The 15,200-nt window shown below is 71.0% G+C and carries 11 protein-coding genes; 8 read left to right on the forward strand and 3 right to left on the reverse strand.

Annotated elements, in window-relative coordinates; translation table 11 throughout:
• The first annotated feature begins 317 nt into the window (after positions 1 to 317).
• The 7 genes from ACN27F_RS26550 (at position 318) to araA (ending at position 9,113) form a co-directional block, all read left to right on the forward strand.
• A complete protein-coding gene (locus ACN27F_RS26550; protein ID WP_421440461.1) occupies positions 318 to 1,253 on the forward strand; it encodes an ABC transporter substrate-binding protein in 936 nt (311 codons plus the stop codon).
• A gap of 64 nt (positions 1,254 to 1,317) precedes the next feature.
• Positions 1,318 to 2,886 (forward strand): sugar ABC transporter ATP-binding protein, encoded by a 1,569-nt coding sequence (locus ACN27F_RS26555; RefSeq protein ID WP_421437977.1) that lies wholly within the window; start codon positions 1,318 to 1,320, stop codon positions 2,884 to 2,886.
• Positions 2,883 to 4,022 carry an ABC transporter permease gene (locus ACN27F_RS26560; RefSeq protein WP_421437979.1) on the forward strand — a complete coding sequence of 380 codons (1,140 nt, stop codon included), beginning with the start codon at positions 2,883 to 2,885 and terminating at the stop codon, positions 4,020 to 4,022. The genes ACN27F_RS26555 and ACN27F_RS26560 overlap by 4 nt, the downstream gene beginning before the upstream one ends.
• On the forward strand, positions 4,019 to 5,044 hold the full coding sequence (yjfF, locus tag ACN27F_RS26565) for a galactofuranose ABC transporter, permease protein YjfF (RefSeq protein ID WP_421437981.1): 1,026 nt from the start codon (positions 4,019 to 4,021) through the stop codon (positions 5,042 to 5,044). Before ACN27F_RS26560 ends, yjfF begins: the two co-directional genes overlap by 4 nt.
• Before the next feature lie 43 nt (positions 5,045 to 5,087).
• Positions 5,088 to 6,809, forward strand: coding sequence for a ribulokinase (locus tag ACN27F_RS26570; protein WP_421437983.1), 1,722 nt, complete (start codon positions 5,088 to 5,090; stop codon positions 6,807 to 6,809).
• Entirely contained in the window at positions 6,806 to 7,495 is a 690-nt protein-coding gene (locus ACN27F_RS26575) for an L-ribulose-5-phosphate 4-epimerase (RefSeq protein WP_421437985.1), read from the forward strand. The genes ACN27F_RS26570 and ACN27F_RS26575 overlap by 4 nt, the downstream gene beginning before the upstream one ends.
• Before the next feature lie 109 nt (positions 7,496 to 7,604).
• The gene (gene araA / locus ACN27F_RS26580; RefSeq protein WP_421437987.1) at positions 7,605 to 9,113 is read left to right on the forward strand and encodes an L-arabinose isomerase; all 1,509 of its coding nucleotides are present in this window, start codon (positions 7,605 to 7,607) and stop codon (positions 9,111 to 9,113) included.
• A 92-nt stretch (positions 9,114 to 9,205) separates the two neighbouring features.
• On the opposite strand, the gene ACN27F_RS26585 is transcribed toward araA, so the two are convergent.
• Positions 9,206 to 10,513 (reverse strand): APC family permease, encoded by a 1,308-nt coding sequence (locus tag ACN27F_RS26585; protein WP_421437989.1) that lies wholly within the window; start codon positions 10,511 to 10,513, stop codon positions 9,206 to 9,208.
• Entirely contained in the window at positions 10,510 to 11,325 is an 816-nt protein-coding gene (locus ACN27F_RS26590; RefSeq protein ID WP_421437991.1) for an SURF1 family protein, read from the reverse strand. The genes ACN27F_RS26585 and ACN27F_RS26590 overlap by 4 nt, the downstream gene beginning before the upstream one ends.
• Before the next feature lie 109 nt (positions 11,326 to 11,434).
• Between ACN27F_RS26590 and ACN27F_RS26595 the strand changes: the two genes are divergently transcribed.
• Entirely contained in the window at positions 11,435 to 12,946 is a 1,512-nt protein-coding gene (locus tag ACN27F_RS26595; RefSeq protein ID WP_421437993.1) for a cobyrinate a,c-diamide synthase, read from the forward strand.
• Here the strand turns inward: ACN27F_RS26595 and ACN27F_RS26600 are convergent.
• On the reverse strand, positions 12,926 to 15,085 hold the full coding sequence (locus ACN27F_RS26600; protein WP_421440463.1) for a transglycosylase domain-containing protein: 2,160 nt from the start codon (positions 15,083 to 15,085) through the stop codon (positions 12,926 to 12,928). The two genes, ACN27F_RS26595 and ACN27F_RS26600, sit on opposite strands and share 21 nt — an antisense overlap.
• Positions 15,086 to 15,200: the final 115 nt, after the last annotated feature.

A 15,200-nucleotide genomic window follows, 5' to 3' on the forward strand; every position in this document is an offset into this window, starting at 1 on the left:
GACTGGTAACAGCGATCGACATGCCTCTTGACGACCGTGATGAGAGCGGTAACACTCCTGAAACGCGGTGGTCGATATCGCCGCGCACGGCTTCCACCGCTCCAGGCTGTCCCGCTGGGGTGGAGGCCTTCTGGCCGAAGCTCCGGAGGGTCACCGGGGATCTGGTCGGAAACGCAGGTTAGCGTTAACATCGGTCCACTTCTAGCGGTGGACCCGTCCGACAGCCGACCGTCCGGCCCGCAGCGCCGGGACGGATCAGCCTCACCGGGAGGTAGGCAGTGCTCAGACGTGTTTCCGTCGCGCTGGTCGCGGCGGTGATGGTTGCGGCCGGTGCCGCATGTGGTGACGGGAGCGCCGGCGGCGAGGGCGGGGACGGTCAGATCGTCCTCGGCTTCTCCCAGGTCGGCGCGGAGAGCGGCTGGCGTACGGCGAACACCAAGTCTGTTCAGGACTCCGCCGCCGAGGCGGGCATCGAGCTGAAGTTCGCCGACGCGCAACAGAAGCAGGAGAACCAGATCAAGGCGATCCGTAACTTCATCGCCCAACGGGTCGACGTGATCGCCTTCTCGCCGGTGGTGGAGTCCGGCTGGGACACCGTCCTGAAGGAGGCCAAGGACGCCCAGATCCCGGTCATCCTGACCGACCGGGCGGTGGACTCCCAGGACGAATCCCTGTACGAGACCTTCATCGGCTCCGACTTCGTGCTGGAAGGCCGCCTTTCCGGGGAATGGCTGGTCGAGGAGTTCGCCGACGAACCGGGCCCGGTGCACATCGTCGAACTGCAGGGCACCACCGGTTCGGCCCCGGCCAACGACCGTAAGGAGGGCTTCGGCGAGGCGATCGCGGCCGACCCGAAGTTCGAGATCATCGCCTCGCAGACCGGGGAGTTCACCCGGGCCAAGGGCAAGGAGGTGATGGAAGCCTTCCTCCAGGCCCATCAGGACATCGACGTGCTCTTCGCACACAACGACGACATGGGCCTCGGCGCGATCGAGGCGATCGAGGCGGCCGGCCTCACCCCGGGTGCGGACATCACCATCATCACCATCGACGCGGTCCGCGACGGCATGCAGGCGCTCGCCGACGGAAAGATCAACTTCATCGCGGAGTGCAGTCCGCTGCTCGGGCCGCAGCTGATGGAACTGGTCGAGCAGGTCCACGCCGGTGAGCCGGTACCCAAGCGGGTGGTCACCGAGGAGACCACCTTCACCCAGGAACAGGCCAAGGAAGTCCTCCCGACCCGGGAGTACTAGCCCGTCACCTCCCGCCCTGCCGGTGGTCGGCGGCAGGGCGGGAGCACGGCACTGAGAGGTACGGATGACCGACACGGCACCGATCCTGCAGATGACCGGGATCGGCAAGACGTTCCCCGGCGTCGTCGCCCTCGACGGCGTCGACTTTCGGATGTTCCCCGGTGAGGTGCACGCCCTGATGGGCGAGAACGGTGCCGGCAAGTCGACCCTGATCAAGGTGCTCACCGGCGTCTACGGGATCGATCAGGGTCAGATCCGGCTCGCCGGCCGGCAGGTGCGCTTCACCAACCCGCTGCAGGCGCAGCAGGCCGGGATCAGCACGGTCTATCAGGAGGTCAACCTCTGCCCGAACCTGTCGGTGGCGGAGAACATCTTCATCGGCCGCGAGCCGCGCCGGTTCGGGGCGATCCGCTGGCCGGCGATGCGTCGCCACTGCGCCGAACTGCTGGCCCGGCTGCACCTCGACATCGACGTGAGCGCGCCGCTGGCCAGCTACTCCATCGCCATCGCGCAGATGGTGGCGATCGCCCGGGCGGTGGACATCGACGCCAAGGTGCTGATCCTCGACGAACCGACCTCCAGCCTGGACGCCTCCGAGGTGGCCCAGCTGTTCGCGGTGATCCGGCGGCTGCGTCAGTCCGGGGTGGCGATCCTGTTCGTCTCCCACTTCCTCGACCAGGTCTACGAGATCGCCGACCGGATGACCGTGCTGCGCAACGGACGGCTCATCGGCGAGTACCCGGTCGCCGAACTGCCCCAGCTGCAGTTGATCGCCACCATGATCGGCAAGGAGCTCAGCGGACTGGAGCAACTCGACGGCCAGGCCAAACCCGATCTCGCCGCACTGGAGAGCGGCGAGCCCGTGCTACAGGCCGACGGACTCGGCCGCACCGGTGCCATCGCACCGTTCAGCCTCACCATCCACGCCGGCGAGGTGGTCGGGTTCGCCGGACTGCTCGGCTCCGGGCGTACCGAAGCCGCCCGGTTGCTGTTCGGCGCGGACCGGGCCGACCGGGGCCGGCTCGCGGTCGACGGCAGACCGGTTGCCCTGCGGGAGCCGCGAGCCGGCGTGGCCCACGGCATCGCGTTCTGCTCCGAGGACCGACGTGCCGAAGGACTGATCGGGGAGCTGTCGGTTCGCGAGAACATCATCCTGGCGCTGCAGGCCGCCCGTGGCTGGGCCCGGCCGATCCCGCGCCGGCGCCAGGACGAGCTGGTCGCCAGGTACCTCGCCGCGCTGCAGATCCGTCCGGCCGACCCGGAGATGCCGGTGAACAATCTCAGCGGCGGCAACCAGCAGAAGGTCCTGCTCGCCCGGTGGCTGATCACCGAACCGCGGCTGCTGATCGTCGACGAGCCGACCCGTGGCATCGACGTCGGCGCCAAGGCGGAGATCCAACGGTTGGTCGTCGAGCTGGCCGGCGGCGGCATGGCGGTGTTGTTCATCAGCGCCGAGCTGGAGGAGGTCCTCCGGCTCAGCCACAAGATCGCCGTGTTGCGCGACCGGCAGATGATCGACCAGCTGGCCAACCGAGCCGGGGTCGACGCCGATCGGATCATGCGCATCATCGCCGGGGGAGCCGACGATGGGGGAGCCGACGATGGGGACGCAGCCTCGGGCAGGGCGGCATGAGCGCGGTCCGCCGGCAGGTGGCCGGCCTCGCCCGGCAGCGGCTGTTCTGGCCGGTGCTCATTCTCGCCCTGCTGCTGGCCAGCAACCTGTTCTTCACCCCGAGCTTCTTCTCGATCGAGATCCGCGAGGGTCACCTCTACGGCTCGCTGATCGACGTGCTGCGGGCCAGCACCCCGCTGGTGCTGGTCGCGGTCGGGATGACCGTGGTCATCGCCACCGGCGGCATCGACCTGTCGGTCGGCTCGGTGATGGCGATCGCCGGGGCCCTCGCCTGCCTGCGGATCAGCGAGCTCACCGACCAGCACAGCATCGCCGGGGTGTTGCTCGCGGTCGCGGTGGCGCTCGCCCTGTCGCTGCTGCTCGGGCTCTGGAACGGCGCGCTCGTCGCCGTGATCGGCATCCAGCCGATCATCGCCACCCTCATCCTGATGGTCGCCGGCCGAGGGCTGGCCCAACTGATCACCGACGGGCAGATCATCAACGTCAACTCCGCGCCGTACAAGGTGATCGGCGCGGGTTACGCGTTCACCCTGCCCGTGTCGGTGCTCATCGCCGCCGCCGTGGTGGCGGTCGCCGCGGTGCTCATCCGGCGTAGCGCGCTGGGCATGATGATCGAATCTGTCGGCGGCAACCCGACGGCCAGCCGGTTGGCCGGGATCCGGTCCCGTCGGTTCATCGTGCTGGCGTACGTCTTCGCCGGGCTCTGCGCGGGCATCGCCGGGCTCATCTTCAGCTCCAACGTCTCCAGTGCCGACGGCAACAACGCCGGCAACCTGATCGAGCTCGACGCGATTCTCGCTGTGGTGATCGGTGGTACGGCGTTGACCGGCGGCCGGTTCTCGCTGGCCGGCAGCGTGCTCGGTGCGGTGACCATCAAGGCGCTGGACATCACCATCTACACGATCGGCATCCCCAGCGACGCCACCCTGCTGTTCAAGGCGCTCGTGGTGATCGTGCTCTGCCTGGCACAGTCGCCGGCCTTCCGGTCCCGGCTGGCCGGTCGCCGACCCAGCGGACCCAGCGGACCCGGCGGACAGCCGGCGACTGTGCCGGCCGACCAGCCGCCGGCGACCCGGCCGGCCGACCAGCCGCCGGCGGCGCCGGCAGGAGACGCACCGGCGGAGGTACGGTCATGATCGACATCAGTGACCCCCGGCAGCAGACGGCCACCGCCCCGACCACCCCGGTCGCGGTACGTCGCCGCTACCGTCCCCAGCAACGGCATCTGCCGGTCGTCGCCACCCTGACCCTGCTGGCCACCATGTACGGGCTCGGGGCGCTCAACTACACCGGTTTCGCCCAGCCGCAGATCCTGCTGAACATTCTGGTCGACAACGCCTTCCTGCTGGTCGTCGCCGTCGGCATGACCTTCGTCATCCTCACCGGCGGGATCGACCTGTCGGTCGGCGCGGTGGTCGCACTCACCACGGTGTGCGCCGCGGTGCTGCTGCGCGAGGGCTGGCCGGCCGGGGTCGTGCTGCCCGCCGTGCTGCTGATCGGCACCACGCTCGGGCTCGCCATGGGCTGCATCATCCACTTCTTCGACATCCAGCCGTTCATCGCGACCCTCGCTGGGATGTTCCTCGCCCGGGGACTCTGCCACCTGATCACCGCCGACTCGATTCCGATCACCAACGCCTTCTGGACCGAGGCGGCCCAGCAGCGGCTGCGCTTCGGCGACGGGTACTTCATCTCGATCAGCGTGGTCATCGCGCTGATCGTGGTGCTGATCGCCGCCTACGTACTGGCGTACACGCGGTTCGGCCGCACCGTGTACGCGGTCGGCGGCAACCCCCAGTCGGCTCTGCTGATGGGCCTGCCGGTCGGGCGTACCCGGATCGCGGTCTACACCGTCAGCGGGTTCTGCGCGGCCCTCGGCGGGGTGCTGCTCAGTTTCTACATGCTCTCCGGCTACAGCCTGCACGCCCAGGGCATGGAACTGGACGCGATCGCCGCGGTGGTGATCGGCGGGACGCTGCTGACCGGCGGATCCGGCTACGTCCTCGGCACGGTGCTCGGCGTCGGCGTCCTCGGTCTCATCCAGACGATCATCGCCTTCCAGGGCACCCTGAGTTCCTGGTGGACGAAGATCGTGATCGGGGCGTTGCTGTTCGCCTTCATCATCCTGCAACGCCTGGTAACGCGGCGGAGCAGATGACACACCATAGTGGCCAGATACGACTTCACCACAGGGGGAACGGGTGAACACCGACCAGTACACCGTCGGTATCGATTTCGGCACGCTCTCCGGGCGGGCTGTGGTGGTCCGCGTCGCCGACGGCGCCGAGATCGGTTCGGCGGTGCACGAGTACCGGCACGCGGTGATCGACCGGGCGCTGCCCGGTAGCGGCACGCCGCTGCCGCCGGACTGGGCGCTGCAACACCCCGAGGACTACCGCGACGTGCTCCGCCACGCCGTACCGGCGGCCCTGGCCGAAGCCGGCGTCGACCCGGCGCGGGTCATCGGCATCGCCACCGACTTCACCGCCTGCACGGTGCTTCCGGTGCGGGCCGACGGTACCCCGCTGTGTCTGCTGCCCGACCTGGCCGCCCACCCGCACGCGTGGCCGAAGCTGTGGAAGCATCACGCCGCCCAGCCACAGGCCGACCGGATCAACGAGCTGGCCCATCGGCGGCGCGAACCCTGGATCGGCCGGTACGGCGGGCGGATCTCCGCCGAGTGGCAGTTCGCCAAGGCACTGCAGGTGCTGGAGGAGGACCCGCAGGTCTACGCCCGTACCGAGCGGTGGATCGAGGCGGCCGACTGGATCGTCTGGCAGCTGTGCGGCGCCGAGACCCGCAACGCCTGCACCGCCGGATACAAGGGCATCTTCCAGGACGGCCGCTATCCGGACCCGACGTACCTGGCGGCCCTGCACCCCGACTTCGCCGACTTCGCCAAGACCCGACTGGAGCATCCGATCCTGCCGCTGGGCGCCCGGGCCGGTGGGCTCACCGCCGAGGCCGCCGCCTGGACCGGACTGCCCGCCGGCATCGCGGTCGCCGCCGGCAACGTCGACGCACACGTCACCCCGCCCGCCGCCCGCGCCGTCGCGCCCGGCCAGCTGCTCGCCGTGATGGGCACCTCCACCTGTCACGTCATGAACGGCACCGAGCTGGTCGAGGTCCCCGGCATCTGCGGGGTGGTCGACGGCGGCATCACGGCCGGGGCGTACGGCTACGAGGCCGGCCAGTCCGGGGTCGGCGACATCTTCGCCTGGTTCGTCGACAACCAGGTCCCGCCCGCCGTGCACGACGAGGCGGCCCGGCTCGGTGTCGGTGTGCACGATCTGCTCACCGAACGTGCGCAGGCGCAACCGGTCGGCGGGCACGGGCTGGTCGCCCTGGACTGGCACAGCGGCAACCGTTCCGTCCTGGTCGACCACCACCTGTCCGGACTGATCGTCGGGCTCACTCTGGCCACCCGGCCGGACGAGATCTATCGGGCGCTGATCGAGGCGACCGCGTACGGCACCCGGACCATCGTGGAGACGTTCGAGTCGGCCGGCCTGCCGGTGACCGAGTTCGTCGCCGCCGGCGGCCTGAAGCGCAACAAGCTGATCATGCAGATCTACGCCGACGTCCTGCGTCGTCCGGTCAGCGTGGCCAGCTCCGAGCAGGCTCCGGCGCTGGGCTCGGCGATCCACGCGGCGGTCGCCGCCGGCGCCTACCCGGACGTGCCCGCAGCCGCCGAGGCGATGGGCCGGGTGGAGACGGCCGTCTACCGGCCCGACCCGCAGCGCTGCGCCGGTTACGACCGGCTGTACGCCGAGTACCAGCTGCTGCACGACCAGTTCGGCACCGGTGCGGACAAGGCGATGCACCGGCTGCGCGACATCCGCAACGCCGCGCTGGCCCGCACCGGCGGACCCGTCGATGCCGACGGACCCGCCCGCATCGACAGTGAGGTTTCCGCCCGATGACCACCACCGCGTCACCGTCTGCCGAACTGTCCGGACGGATCGCCAAGCTGCGGGTCGAGGTGTGCCAGCTGCACCAGCATCTGACCCGGTGGGGCCTGGTCACCTGGACCAGCGGCAACGTCTCGGCCCGGGTGACCGGTGCCGACCTGCTGGTGATCAAGCCGTCCGGGGTCGGCTACGACGAGCTCACCCCCGAGTCCATGGTGGTCACCGACCTCGACGGCAACCTGGTGGACGGCGACTACGCGCCGTCGAGCGACACCGAGGCACACGCCTACGTCTACCGGCACATGCCACCGGTCGGCGGGGTCGTGCACACGCACAGCCCGTACGCCACCGCCTGGGCGGCCCGGGGCGAGCCGATCCCGTGCGCGATCACCGCGATGGCCGACGAGTTCGGCGGCGAGATCCCGGTCGGCCCGTTCGCACTGATCGGATCCGATGCGATCGGCCGCGGCATCGTCGACACGCTGTCCGGACACCGCTCACCGGCGGTGTTGATGCGCCAGCACGGCCCGTTCACCATCGGCGCCACCGCCAAGGCCGCGGTGAAGGCGGCGGTGATGTGTGAGGACGTGGCCCGGACCATGCACCTGGCCCGCCAGCTCGGGCCGGTGCAGCCGCTGCCCTCCGAGGCGGTCGACGCGCTCCACGACCGGTATCAGAACGTCTACGGCCAGCGATGAGCGTGCCTGCGGGCAGTGGCGTGGCGAGCACAGATTCGGGGTCGGCGACAGCTGCGGGCGGCGATCGACCGCTGCCCGCGACGGGCTTCACTGGGAGAGTGGTGTGGTGATGGAGGCAGGGACGCGGCCGGACCGGGTGTGGTTCCTCACCGGCAGTCAGGGGCTGTACGGACCGGACACGCTGCAGCAGGTGGCTGACCAGTCCCAGGAGATCGCCGGGCGGCTCGGCACCGCCGGTGGCCTGCCGGTCGAGGTGGTCTGGCAGCCGGTGCTGACCAGTCCGGAGGAGATCCTGCGGGTCTGTCTGGCGGCCAACGCCGCGCCGGAGGTGGTCGGCGTGGTGGCCTGGATGCACACCTTCTCGCCGGCCAAGATGTGGATCGCCGGGCTGGACGCGTTGCGCAAGCCGCTGCTGCACCTGCACACCCAGGCCAACGTGGCGCTGCCCTGGTCCGAGATCGACATGGACTTCATGAACCTCAACCAGGCCGCGCACGGCGACCGCGAGTTCGGCTACGTGCAGACCCGGCTCGGCGTGGCGCGCAAGACCGTCGCCGGCCACGTCAGCGACCCCCGGGTCACCCGGCGTATCGGCCAGTGGGCCCGTGCGGCCATCGGGCACACTCGGCTGCGGTCGCTGAAGCTGGCTCGGTTCGGCGACAACATGCGCAACGTGGCGGTCACCGAAGGCGACAAGGTCGAGGCCCAACTGCGCTTCGGCGTCTCGGTCAACACGTACGGGGTGAACGACCTCGTCGCGGTCGTCGACGCGGTGTCCGACACCGACGTCAAGGCGCTCACCGCGCAGTACGAGGAACAGTACCGGGTGGACCGGGCGCTGCGCCCCGGCGGCGACCGGCACGGGTCGCTGCGGTACGCCGCCCGTATCGAGCTGGGCCTGCGCGAGTTCCTCACCACCGGCGGGTTCCGGGCCTTCACCACCAACTTCGAGGACCTTGGCGGGCTGCGGCAACTGCCCGGCCTGGCGGTGCAGCGGCTGATGGCCGACGGCTACGGCTTCGGCGGCGAGGGCGACTGGAAGACCGCCGCGCTGGTGCGCACCTTGAAGGCGATGTCGGTCGGCACCACCGGCGGGACGTCGTTCATGGAGGACTACACCTACGACCTGACGCCGGGGCGCGAGCTCATCCTCGGCGCGCACATGCTGGAAGTCTGCCCCAGCATCGCGGCGGACACCCCGTCGGTGGAGATCCATCCGCTGAGCATCGGCGGCCGCGAGGACCCGGTCCGGCTGGTCTTCGACGGCGCACCCGGCCCGGCGGTGGTGCTCGGCCTGGCCGACCTCGGCGAGCGGTTCCGCCTGGTGGCCAACGAGATCGAGGTGGTGCCGCCGGCACAGCCACTGCCCAAACTGCCGGTGGCGCGGGCGGTCTGGCGGCCCAAACCGGACCTGCCGACCTCGGCCGAGGCGTGGCTCACCGCGGGCGGCCCGCACCACACCGTGCTGTCGCAGGCGGTCGGCGTCGATGAACTGCACGACCTGGCCGAGATGACCGGCACCGAACTCGCGGTCATCGACGCCGACACGACGTCCCGCCGGTTCGCCGCCGAGCTGCGCTGGAACCAGGCGTACCACCGGCTGGCCCGGGGACTGTGACCGATCGGGGACTGTGACCGAAAGGCCGCGACGGCGGGCGACCAGCCCGATGGTGTGCGCCCGGCAGCCGCCGGACCGCCGGGCGCACAACCCTATCTGGGAGGGAGGGTGTCCGGGTACCCTGCGCGCGATCGCCCGAAACGTCGGCGGCCGGCCCACCAGACGATGACGCCGACGGCGAAGACGGCCAGCCCGGTCAGCACCGCCGTGCCGGGCAGCGTGGCGGCGAGCAGCAGGCAGCCGGCGATCCCGACGAGCGGCACGACCTTCGGCAGCGCGCCCTCGTCGCGGCGCAGGGTGAGCGCGGCGGCGTTGGCGACCGCGTAGTAGATCAGCACCCCGAACGAGGAGAAGCCGATCGCCCCGGTCAGGTCGGCGAAGAGCACCACGGCGACCACCGCGGTCCCGACCACGATCTCGGCCCGGTGCGGCACCTGCCGGCGGGGATGCACCGCGTCCAGCCCGGCCGGCAGGTGCCGGCCACGGGACATCGCGAACACCGTCCGGGACACGCCGAGGATCAACGCCAGCAGCGCGCCGAGCGCGGCGATGGCGGCGGCCACCCGTACCACCGGCACCAGAGCGTCGGCACCCGCGACAGCGACCGCCTCGGCCAGCGGTGCCGTCGTTTCGGCCAGCCGGGCCGGCCCGAGTACGCGCAGTACGGCGAACGCCACCAACGCGTACGTGGCCAGCGCCAACCCCAGCGCGATCGGGATCGCCCGGGGAATCGTGCGCTGAGGATTTCGGACCTCCTCGCCCAGCGTGGCGATCCGGGCGTACCCGGCGAAGGCGAAGAACAGCAGCCCGGCGCCCTGCAGCACCCCCCAGCCGGGCCCGCCCACCGAGCCCACCCCGCCGAGCGGGCCGGTCCCGCCCGCGTCGCCCGCCGGGGCGGCCAACCCGGCGCCGACCACCGCGGCCAGCACCGCGAGCACGAATGCGACGATGATCCGGGCGGCCAGCGCCGAACGGTGCACGCCGAACAGATTGAGTACGGTGAGCGCGAGCACCGCCGCGACCGCGACCGGCCGAGCCTGGTCCGGGAACAGGTAGACCCCGACGGTCAGCGCCATCGCCGCGCAGGAGGCGGTCTTGCCGACCACGAATCCCCAGCCGGCGAGGTGGCCCCAGAAGTCGCCGAGCCGCTCCCGGCCGTACACGTAGGTGCCACCGGACTGCGGATAGCGGGCGGCCAGCCGGGCCGACGACATCGCGTTGCAGTACGCCACCCCGGCGGCGGTCCCGAGCGCGAGCGGCAGCCAGGCACCCGCCGCTGCGGCTGCCGGTGCGAACACGGCGAACACGCCGGCCCCGATCATCGCTGCGAGGCCCAGGACGACCGCGTCACCGGTGCCGAGCCGCCGGGCGAGCGCGTCCGGCGGCCCGGTCGGGGTCACCGCCCGGCCAGCCGGTCGCCGCTCTGGTCGTGTACGCCGCTCTGGTCGCGTCCGCCCGGGCGGCGGCCGCGTGCCTCCCGGCGGGCCAGCCAGCCGAACCCGACCAGGGTCATTGCCGCGAACGCCCACCACTGCACCACATAGCCGCCGTTCTGCCAGCTGTTCTCGTGTCGTACCGGAATCGCGACGAACGCCGGGTCGCCGGCGGGATCCTGCGCCTGCAACAGCACGTAGCCGCCGTAGATCGGGTAGGGCAGCTCGGCGGCGATGGCGGCGGGCGCGATCCGGCGGGTCTCCAGTTTGCCGTCGCGGCGGGTCACCAACCCGGACATCGGCTCCGGCTGGCGCAGCAGCCCGGTGACCGTGACCTCACCGGCGGGCGTCGGCGGCACCTGCGGCTGGGCGATGGCGCCGCCGGCACCCGGCGGGATCCAACCCCGGTCGACCAGGACCGCCGAGCCGTCGGCGAGCACCAGCGGGGTGAGCACCTCGAACCCGACCCGGCTCTGCACCGTACGGCTGCGGACCAGCACCTCGTTGGCGCTGTCGTAGCGGCCCACCGCCGCCACCCGGGTCCACGTCGCCGTGTCGGCGGGCGTGGCGCCGGCCGTGCCCGGCACGGCCGCCGGGGCGGCCACCGAGGGCAGCGGCACCGGCGCCTGCACCGCCGCCGCGTCGATCCGCTCGTTGATCGCGCTGCGCTGGCGGTAGCGGTCGAGCTGCCAATTGCCCAGCTGAACCATCACCAACGCACCGGCGAGCGCCAGCGCCAGGTAACCCAGCCAGCGCGGGGTCAGCAGGAACCGGTACACATGACGGAGGCTACCCGGTATCGTGCTGCGGCTGTCCCCCTGCACCCGCGGCGGTGACCGGCCCAGCTCGCGCACACCCGGTCCCGCACTCGCGTACGAGGAGCAACAGATGCCATCCGTGCCCCGCCTGGTGGTGAGCGCGCCCGCTTCCGGACACGGCAAGACCGCCGTCGCGATCGGCCTGCTGGCCGCGTTGCGCGAGCGAGGCCTGAGTACGGCCGGGCTGAAGGTCGGTCCCGACCACACCGACGCGGCCTACCTGGGTGCCGCGGCCGGGCGACCGGGCCGCAACCTGGACCCGATGCTGGTCGGTACGGCGCGGATCGCCCCGCTGCTGGCACACGGTGCGGCCGGTGCCGACATCGCGGTGCTCGCCGGCGCGATGGGGCTGTTCGACAGTCTCGGCAACCGGGCGGACAGCGCGTCCACCGCGACCGTGGCCGGGGCGTTGCGCGCGCCGGTGGTGCTGGTGGTCGACGCGGCCACCATGGGCCAGTCGGTGGGTGCCCTGGTGCACGGCTTCCGGGCGTACGACGACCTGCTCTGGCTGGGTGGGGTGATCCTCAACCGGGTCGGTTCGCCCCGCCACGAGCAGGTGCTCACCGACGCGCTCGACGAGATCGGGGTGCCGGTGCTGGGCGTGCTGCACCGGGGTGAGCTGCCGCCGGCGATCGGCCGCAGTGCCGGCGTGGTGCCGGTCGCGCACCACAGTATCGACGCGGTCCGGCTGATCCGGCGCCTGGGTGAGGCGGTCGATGCGGCCGTCGACCTCGACCGGGTGCTCGGGCTGGCCCGGTCGGCTCCGCAGCTGCCGGTACCGGCCTGGTCGGCCGGGGACGCCTTGGCAGAGGCGGCGTCCGGGACCGACCCGACCGATCCGATTCCGGCGCGCCGCCCGGTGATCGCCGTCGCCGGCACCGCGGAACTGGTCTACGGCTACCCGGAGACCGTCGAACTGATCACCGCGGCCGGTGGCGCGGTGGTACCGGTGGATCCACTGCGCGACGAGTCGCTGCCCGAGGCGACCGCGGCGCTGGTGCTGCCCGGCGGGTTGCCTGAGGGCTACCTGCCGGAGCTGTCCGCCAACCGGGCGCTCACCGTCGCGGTCGCCGACCTGGCCCGCTCCGGCCGGCCGGTGCTTGCCGAGGGCACCGGTCTGCTCTGGCTCGTACGCGAGTGCGACGGCCGGCCGATGGCCGAGGTGTTCGGTGCCGTAGCGGCCACCACGGATCGAATGATCGTCGGCTACCGGGAGGCGACCTCGCGGGCCAACACCCCGATCGCGGCGTTGGGTGCCCGCGTGATCGGCTACAAGCAGCACCAGGTGGCGGTCAGTCCGCGGGCCGGCCAGAGTCCGGCCTGGACCTGGGGCAACGGTGTTCCGGAGGGTTTCGTCTGGCGGCGGGTGCACGCCTCGCAGTTGATCCTGCACTGGGCCGGTTCACCCGGGATCGCTCGCCGGCTGGTCACCGCCGCTGCCAGCGCCGGGAGAGCCGGTGCGGGGGGAGCCGGTGCGGGGGGAGCCGGTGGCGCAGGAGGAGTTGGTGTGGGTGCGGCCGGTGGCGCGAACGGTGCGGGCACCGGGCCGCCGCTGGTGCACTCAGCCGACGATCTCGGCTGACGGCGGGGCGAACTGGCGTACCGGCCGGTCCTTGAGCGCGTTCTTCAGCGTGCCCGCGGCCGAGTCCACCGGTTTCTGCGACTGCCAGTCGCCGACCGCGTTGAACGGATTGTCCGGGTCGGCGATGAAGCTGGCCACGGACAGCTCGGGGGTGTAACCGGTGAACCAGGCGGACCGGGTGCTGTCGGTGGTGCCGGTCTTGCCGGCGACCGGGCGGCCGACGGCCTTGGCGACGCCTTCGGCCGTGGCCCAACCACCGCAGCCACCGGCGGCCGGTCGGTCGCCCACCGGGCAGCGGGCGGCGTCGGTCGCCGCCCGCGCCACGTCCGGGGAGAACGCGGCGTGGCAGCGCGGCGTGGCGACCTCGACCTCGACTCCGTTGAGCATGCGGTACGTGACCGGGGTGCCGTCCGGATTCTCCACCGACAGCACCGGCGAGTCCTCGCAGTGGCTGCCATCGGCGGCGATCGTCGCGTACGCGTTGGCCATCTCCAGCGGCGTCACGTCGGAGACACCGAGGGTGAATGCACCCCACTTGTCGGCGTACGCGGGCGAGGCGTTGCGCCGGTCGACGTCGGTGCGCCAGCGCAGCCCGAGCCGCTCCGCCATCTGCACCGCCTTCTCCGCACCCACCTGCTGCAGCAGCCAGACGAAGTAGGTGTTGACCGACTTGCCGAAGCCGGACCACATGTAGTGGAACCCGGACATCGATCCGTCGGCGTTGCTCGGGCACCAGCGGCCGCCGCAACTACTGCTGCCCTGGCCGCCGTCGTAGATGGACATGATCCGGTGCGGCGCGTTGAATCCGCTGCGCAGTGGCATGCCGGCGTCCAGCGCGGCCAGCATGGTGAACATCTTGAACGTCGAGCCGGCCTGGTAGCCGGGCAGATCGCCACCGCCGAGCAGGGGCGTCACCGTGTTGGGGTAGTTGCCCTTGACGGTGCCGCGCAGGCTGGCGTTGGAGTGGGGGCCGTTGCCGCTTTGATCGAGGGAGTAGACCCGGTTGACCGCCATCGCCTTGACCTGCCCGGTGCCGGGCTCGACCGCGACCAGGCCGTGCGCGAACGGGCTGCCGATCGACTCACGGGAGGTGACCTGCTCCTGAGCCACCTTCTGGATGCCCGGATCGAGGCTGGTGACGATCCGGTAGCCGCCGGTGCGCAGGTTGGCCAGCCGCTCCGAGGGACTGCCACCAAACGCCTTCTGCCCCATCCACCACGACTTCAGGTAGTCGCAGAAGAAACCCCAGTCGTTGTGGTCGCCCGGCACGGACACGCATTCGTTGGGCGGAGTGCTCAGGTTCAGCTCGATCGGGTCCGCCTTGGCACGCTGCGCCGCAGCGGGGGACAGGTAGCCGAGGTCGACCATCCGGTCGATCACGTAGTTGCGTCGCTCGGTGGCGGCGTCCTGGTCCGACGTTGCCGGGTCGTACTCTGACGGGGCCTTCACCAGTCCGGCGATCAGCGCGGCTTCGCTGGCGGTCAGCTGCCGTGGATGCTTGGAGAAGAAGATTTCCGCTGCCGCGTAGATGCCGTACGCCCGGTGGCCGAAGTAGGCGGCGTTCAGATAGCGCTCCAGGATCTCCGCCTTGGACATCTGCTTTTCCAACTCCATGGCGATCCGGATCTCCCGGATCTTGCGACCCGGGGTCTGCGCGGTCGCCGCCTGCAGCTCCAGCGGACTCTGTGCGTTCTGCTGCAGGGCCAGCCGGACGTACTGCATGGTCAGCGTCGAGCCGCCCTGGGACACCCCGCCGGCCTGCTGGTTCGCGACGAATGCCCGGGCGACGCCCTTCGGGTCGACCCCGGAGTGCTGGTAGAACCGGACATCCTCGGAGGCGACAATCGCCTGCTGGATGAACGGTGACATTTCAGTCAAAGATACGTATTTACGGTGTTCTTCGTAGAACATGGTCAGCAACGTTTTGCCGTCGGCGGCGTACACGTACGACGTCTGGGCCGGCGTGGTCTCGCGCAGCTTGGTGGGCATCTGGTCGATGGCCCGGGTGCTGGCGATCACGGTGAGACCGGCGACCGCGGCGAGCGGATACCCGGCCGCCGCAACCACGACCCCGGCGATCAGGCCGGCACGGATCAACTGGACGAGGCGGCCACGACGGACGGGCCTGCGGGTGCGCATGCTCACCAGCCGAACGTAAGCCGGACAGCCACAAAATATGACCAAAAGGTCAAAAATCAGAAAGCGAATCGTGTCACGAGAGTCACTCTTCGTCGATTCAGCCCCTGCTCGCCGG

The sequence above is a fragment of the Solwaraspora sp. WMMB335 genome (genome assembly GCF_049179075.1).
In the GTDB taxonomy this organism is placed as follows: Bacteria; Actinomycetota; Actinomycetes; order Mycobacteriales; family Micromonosporaceae; genus Micromonospora_E.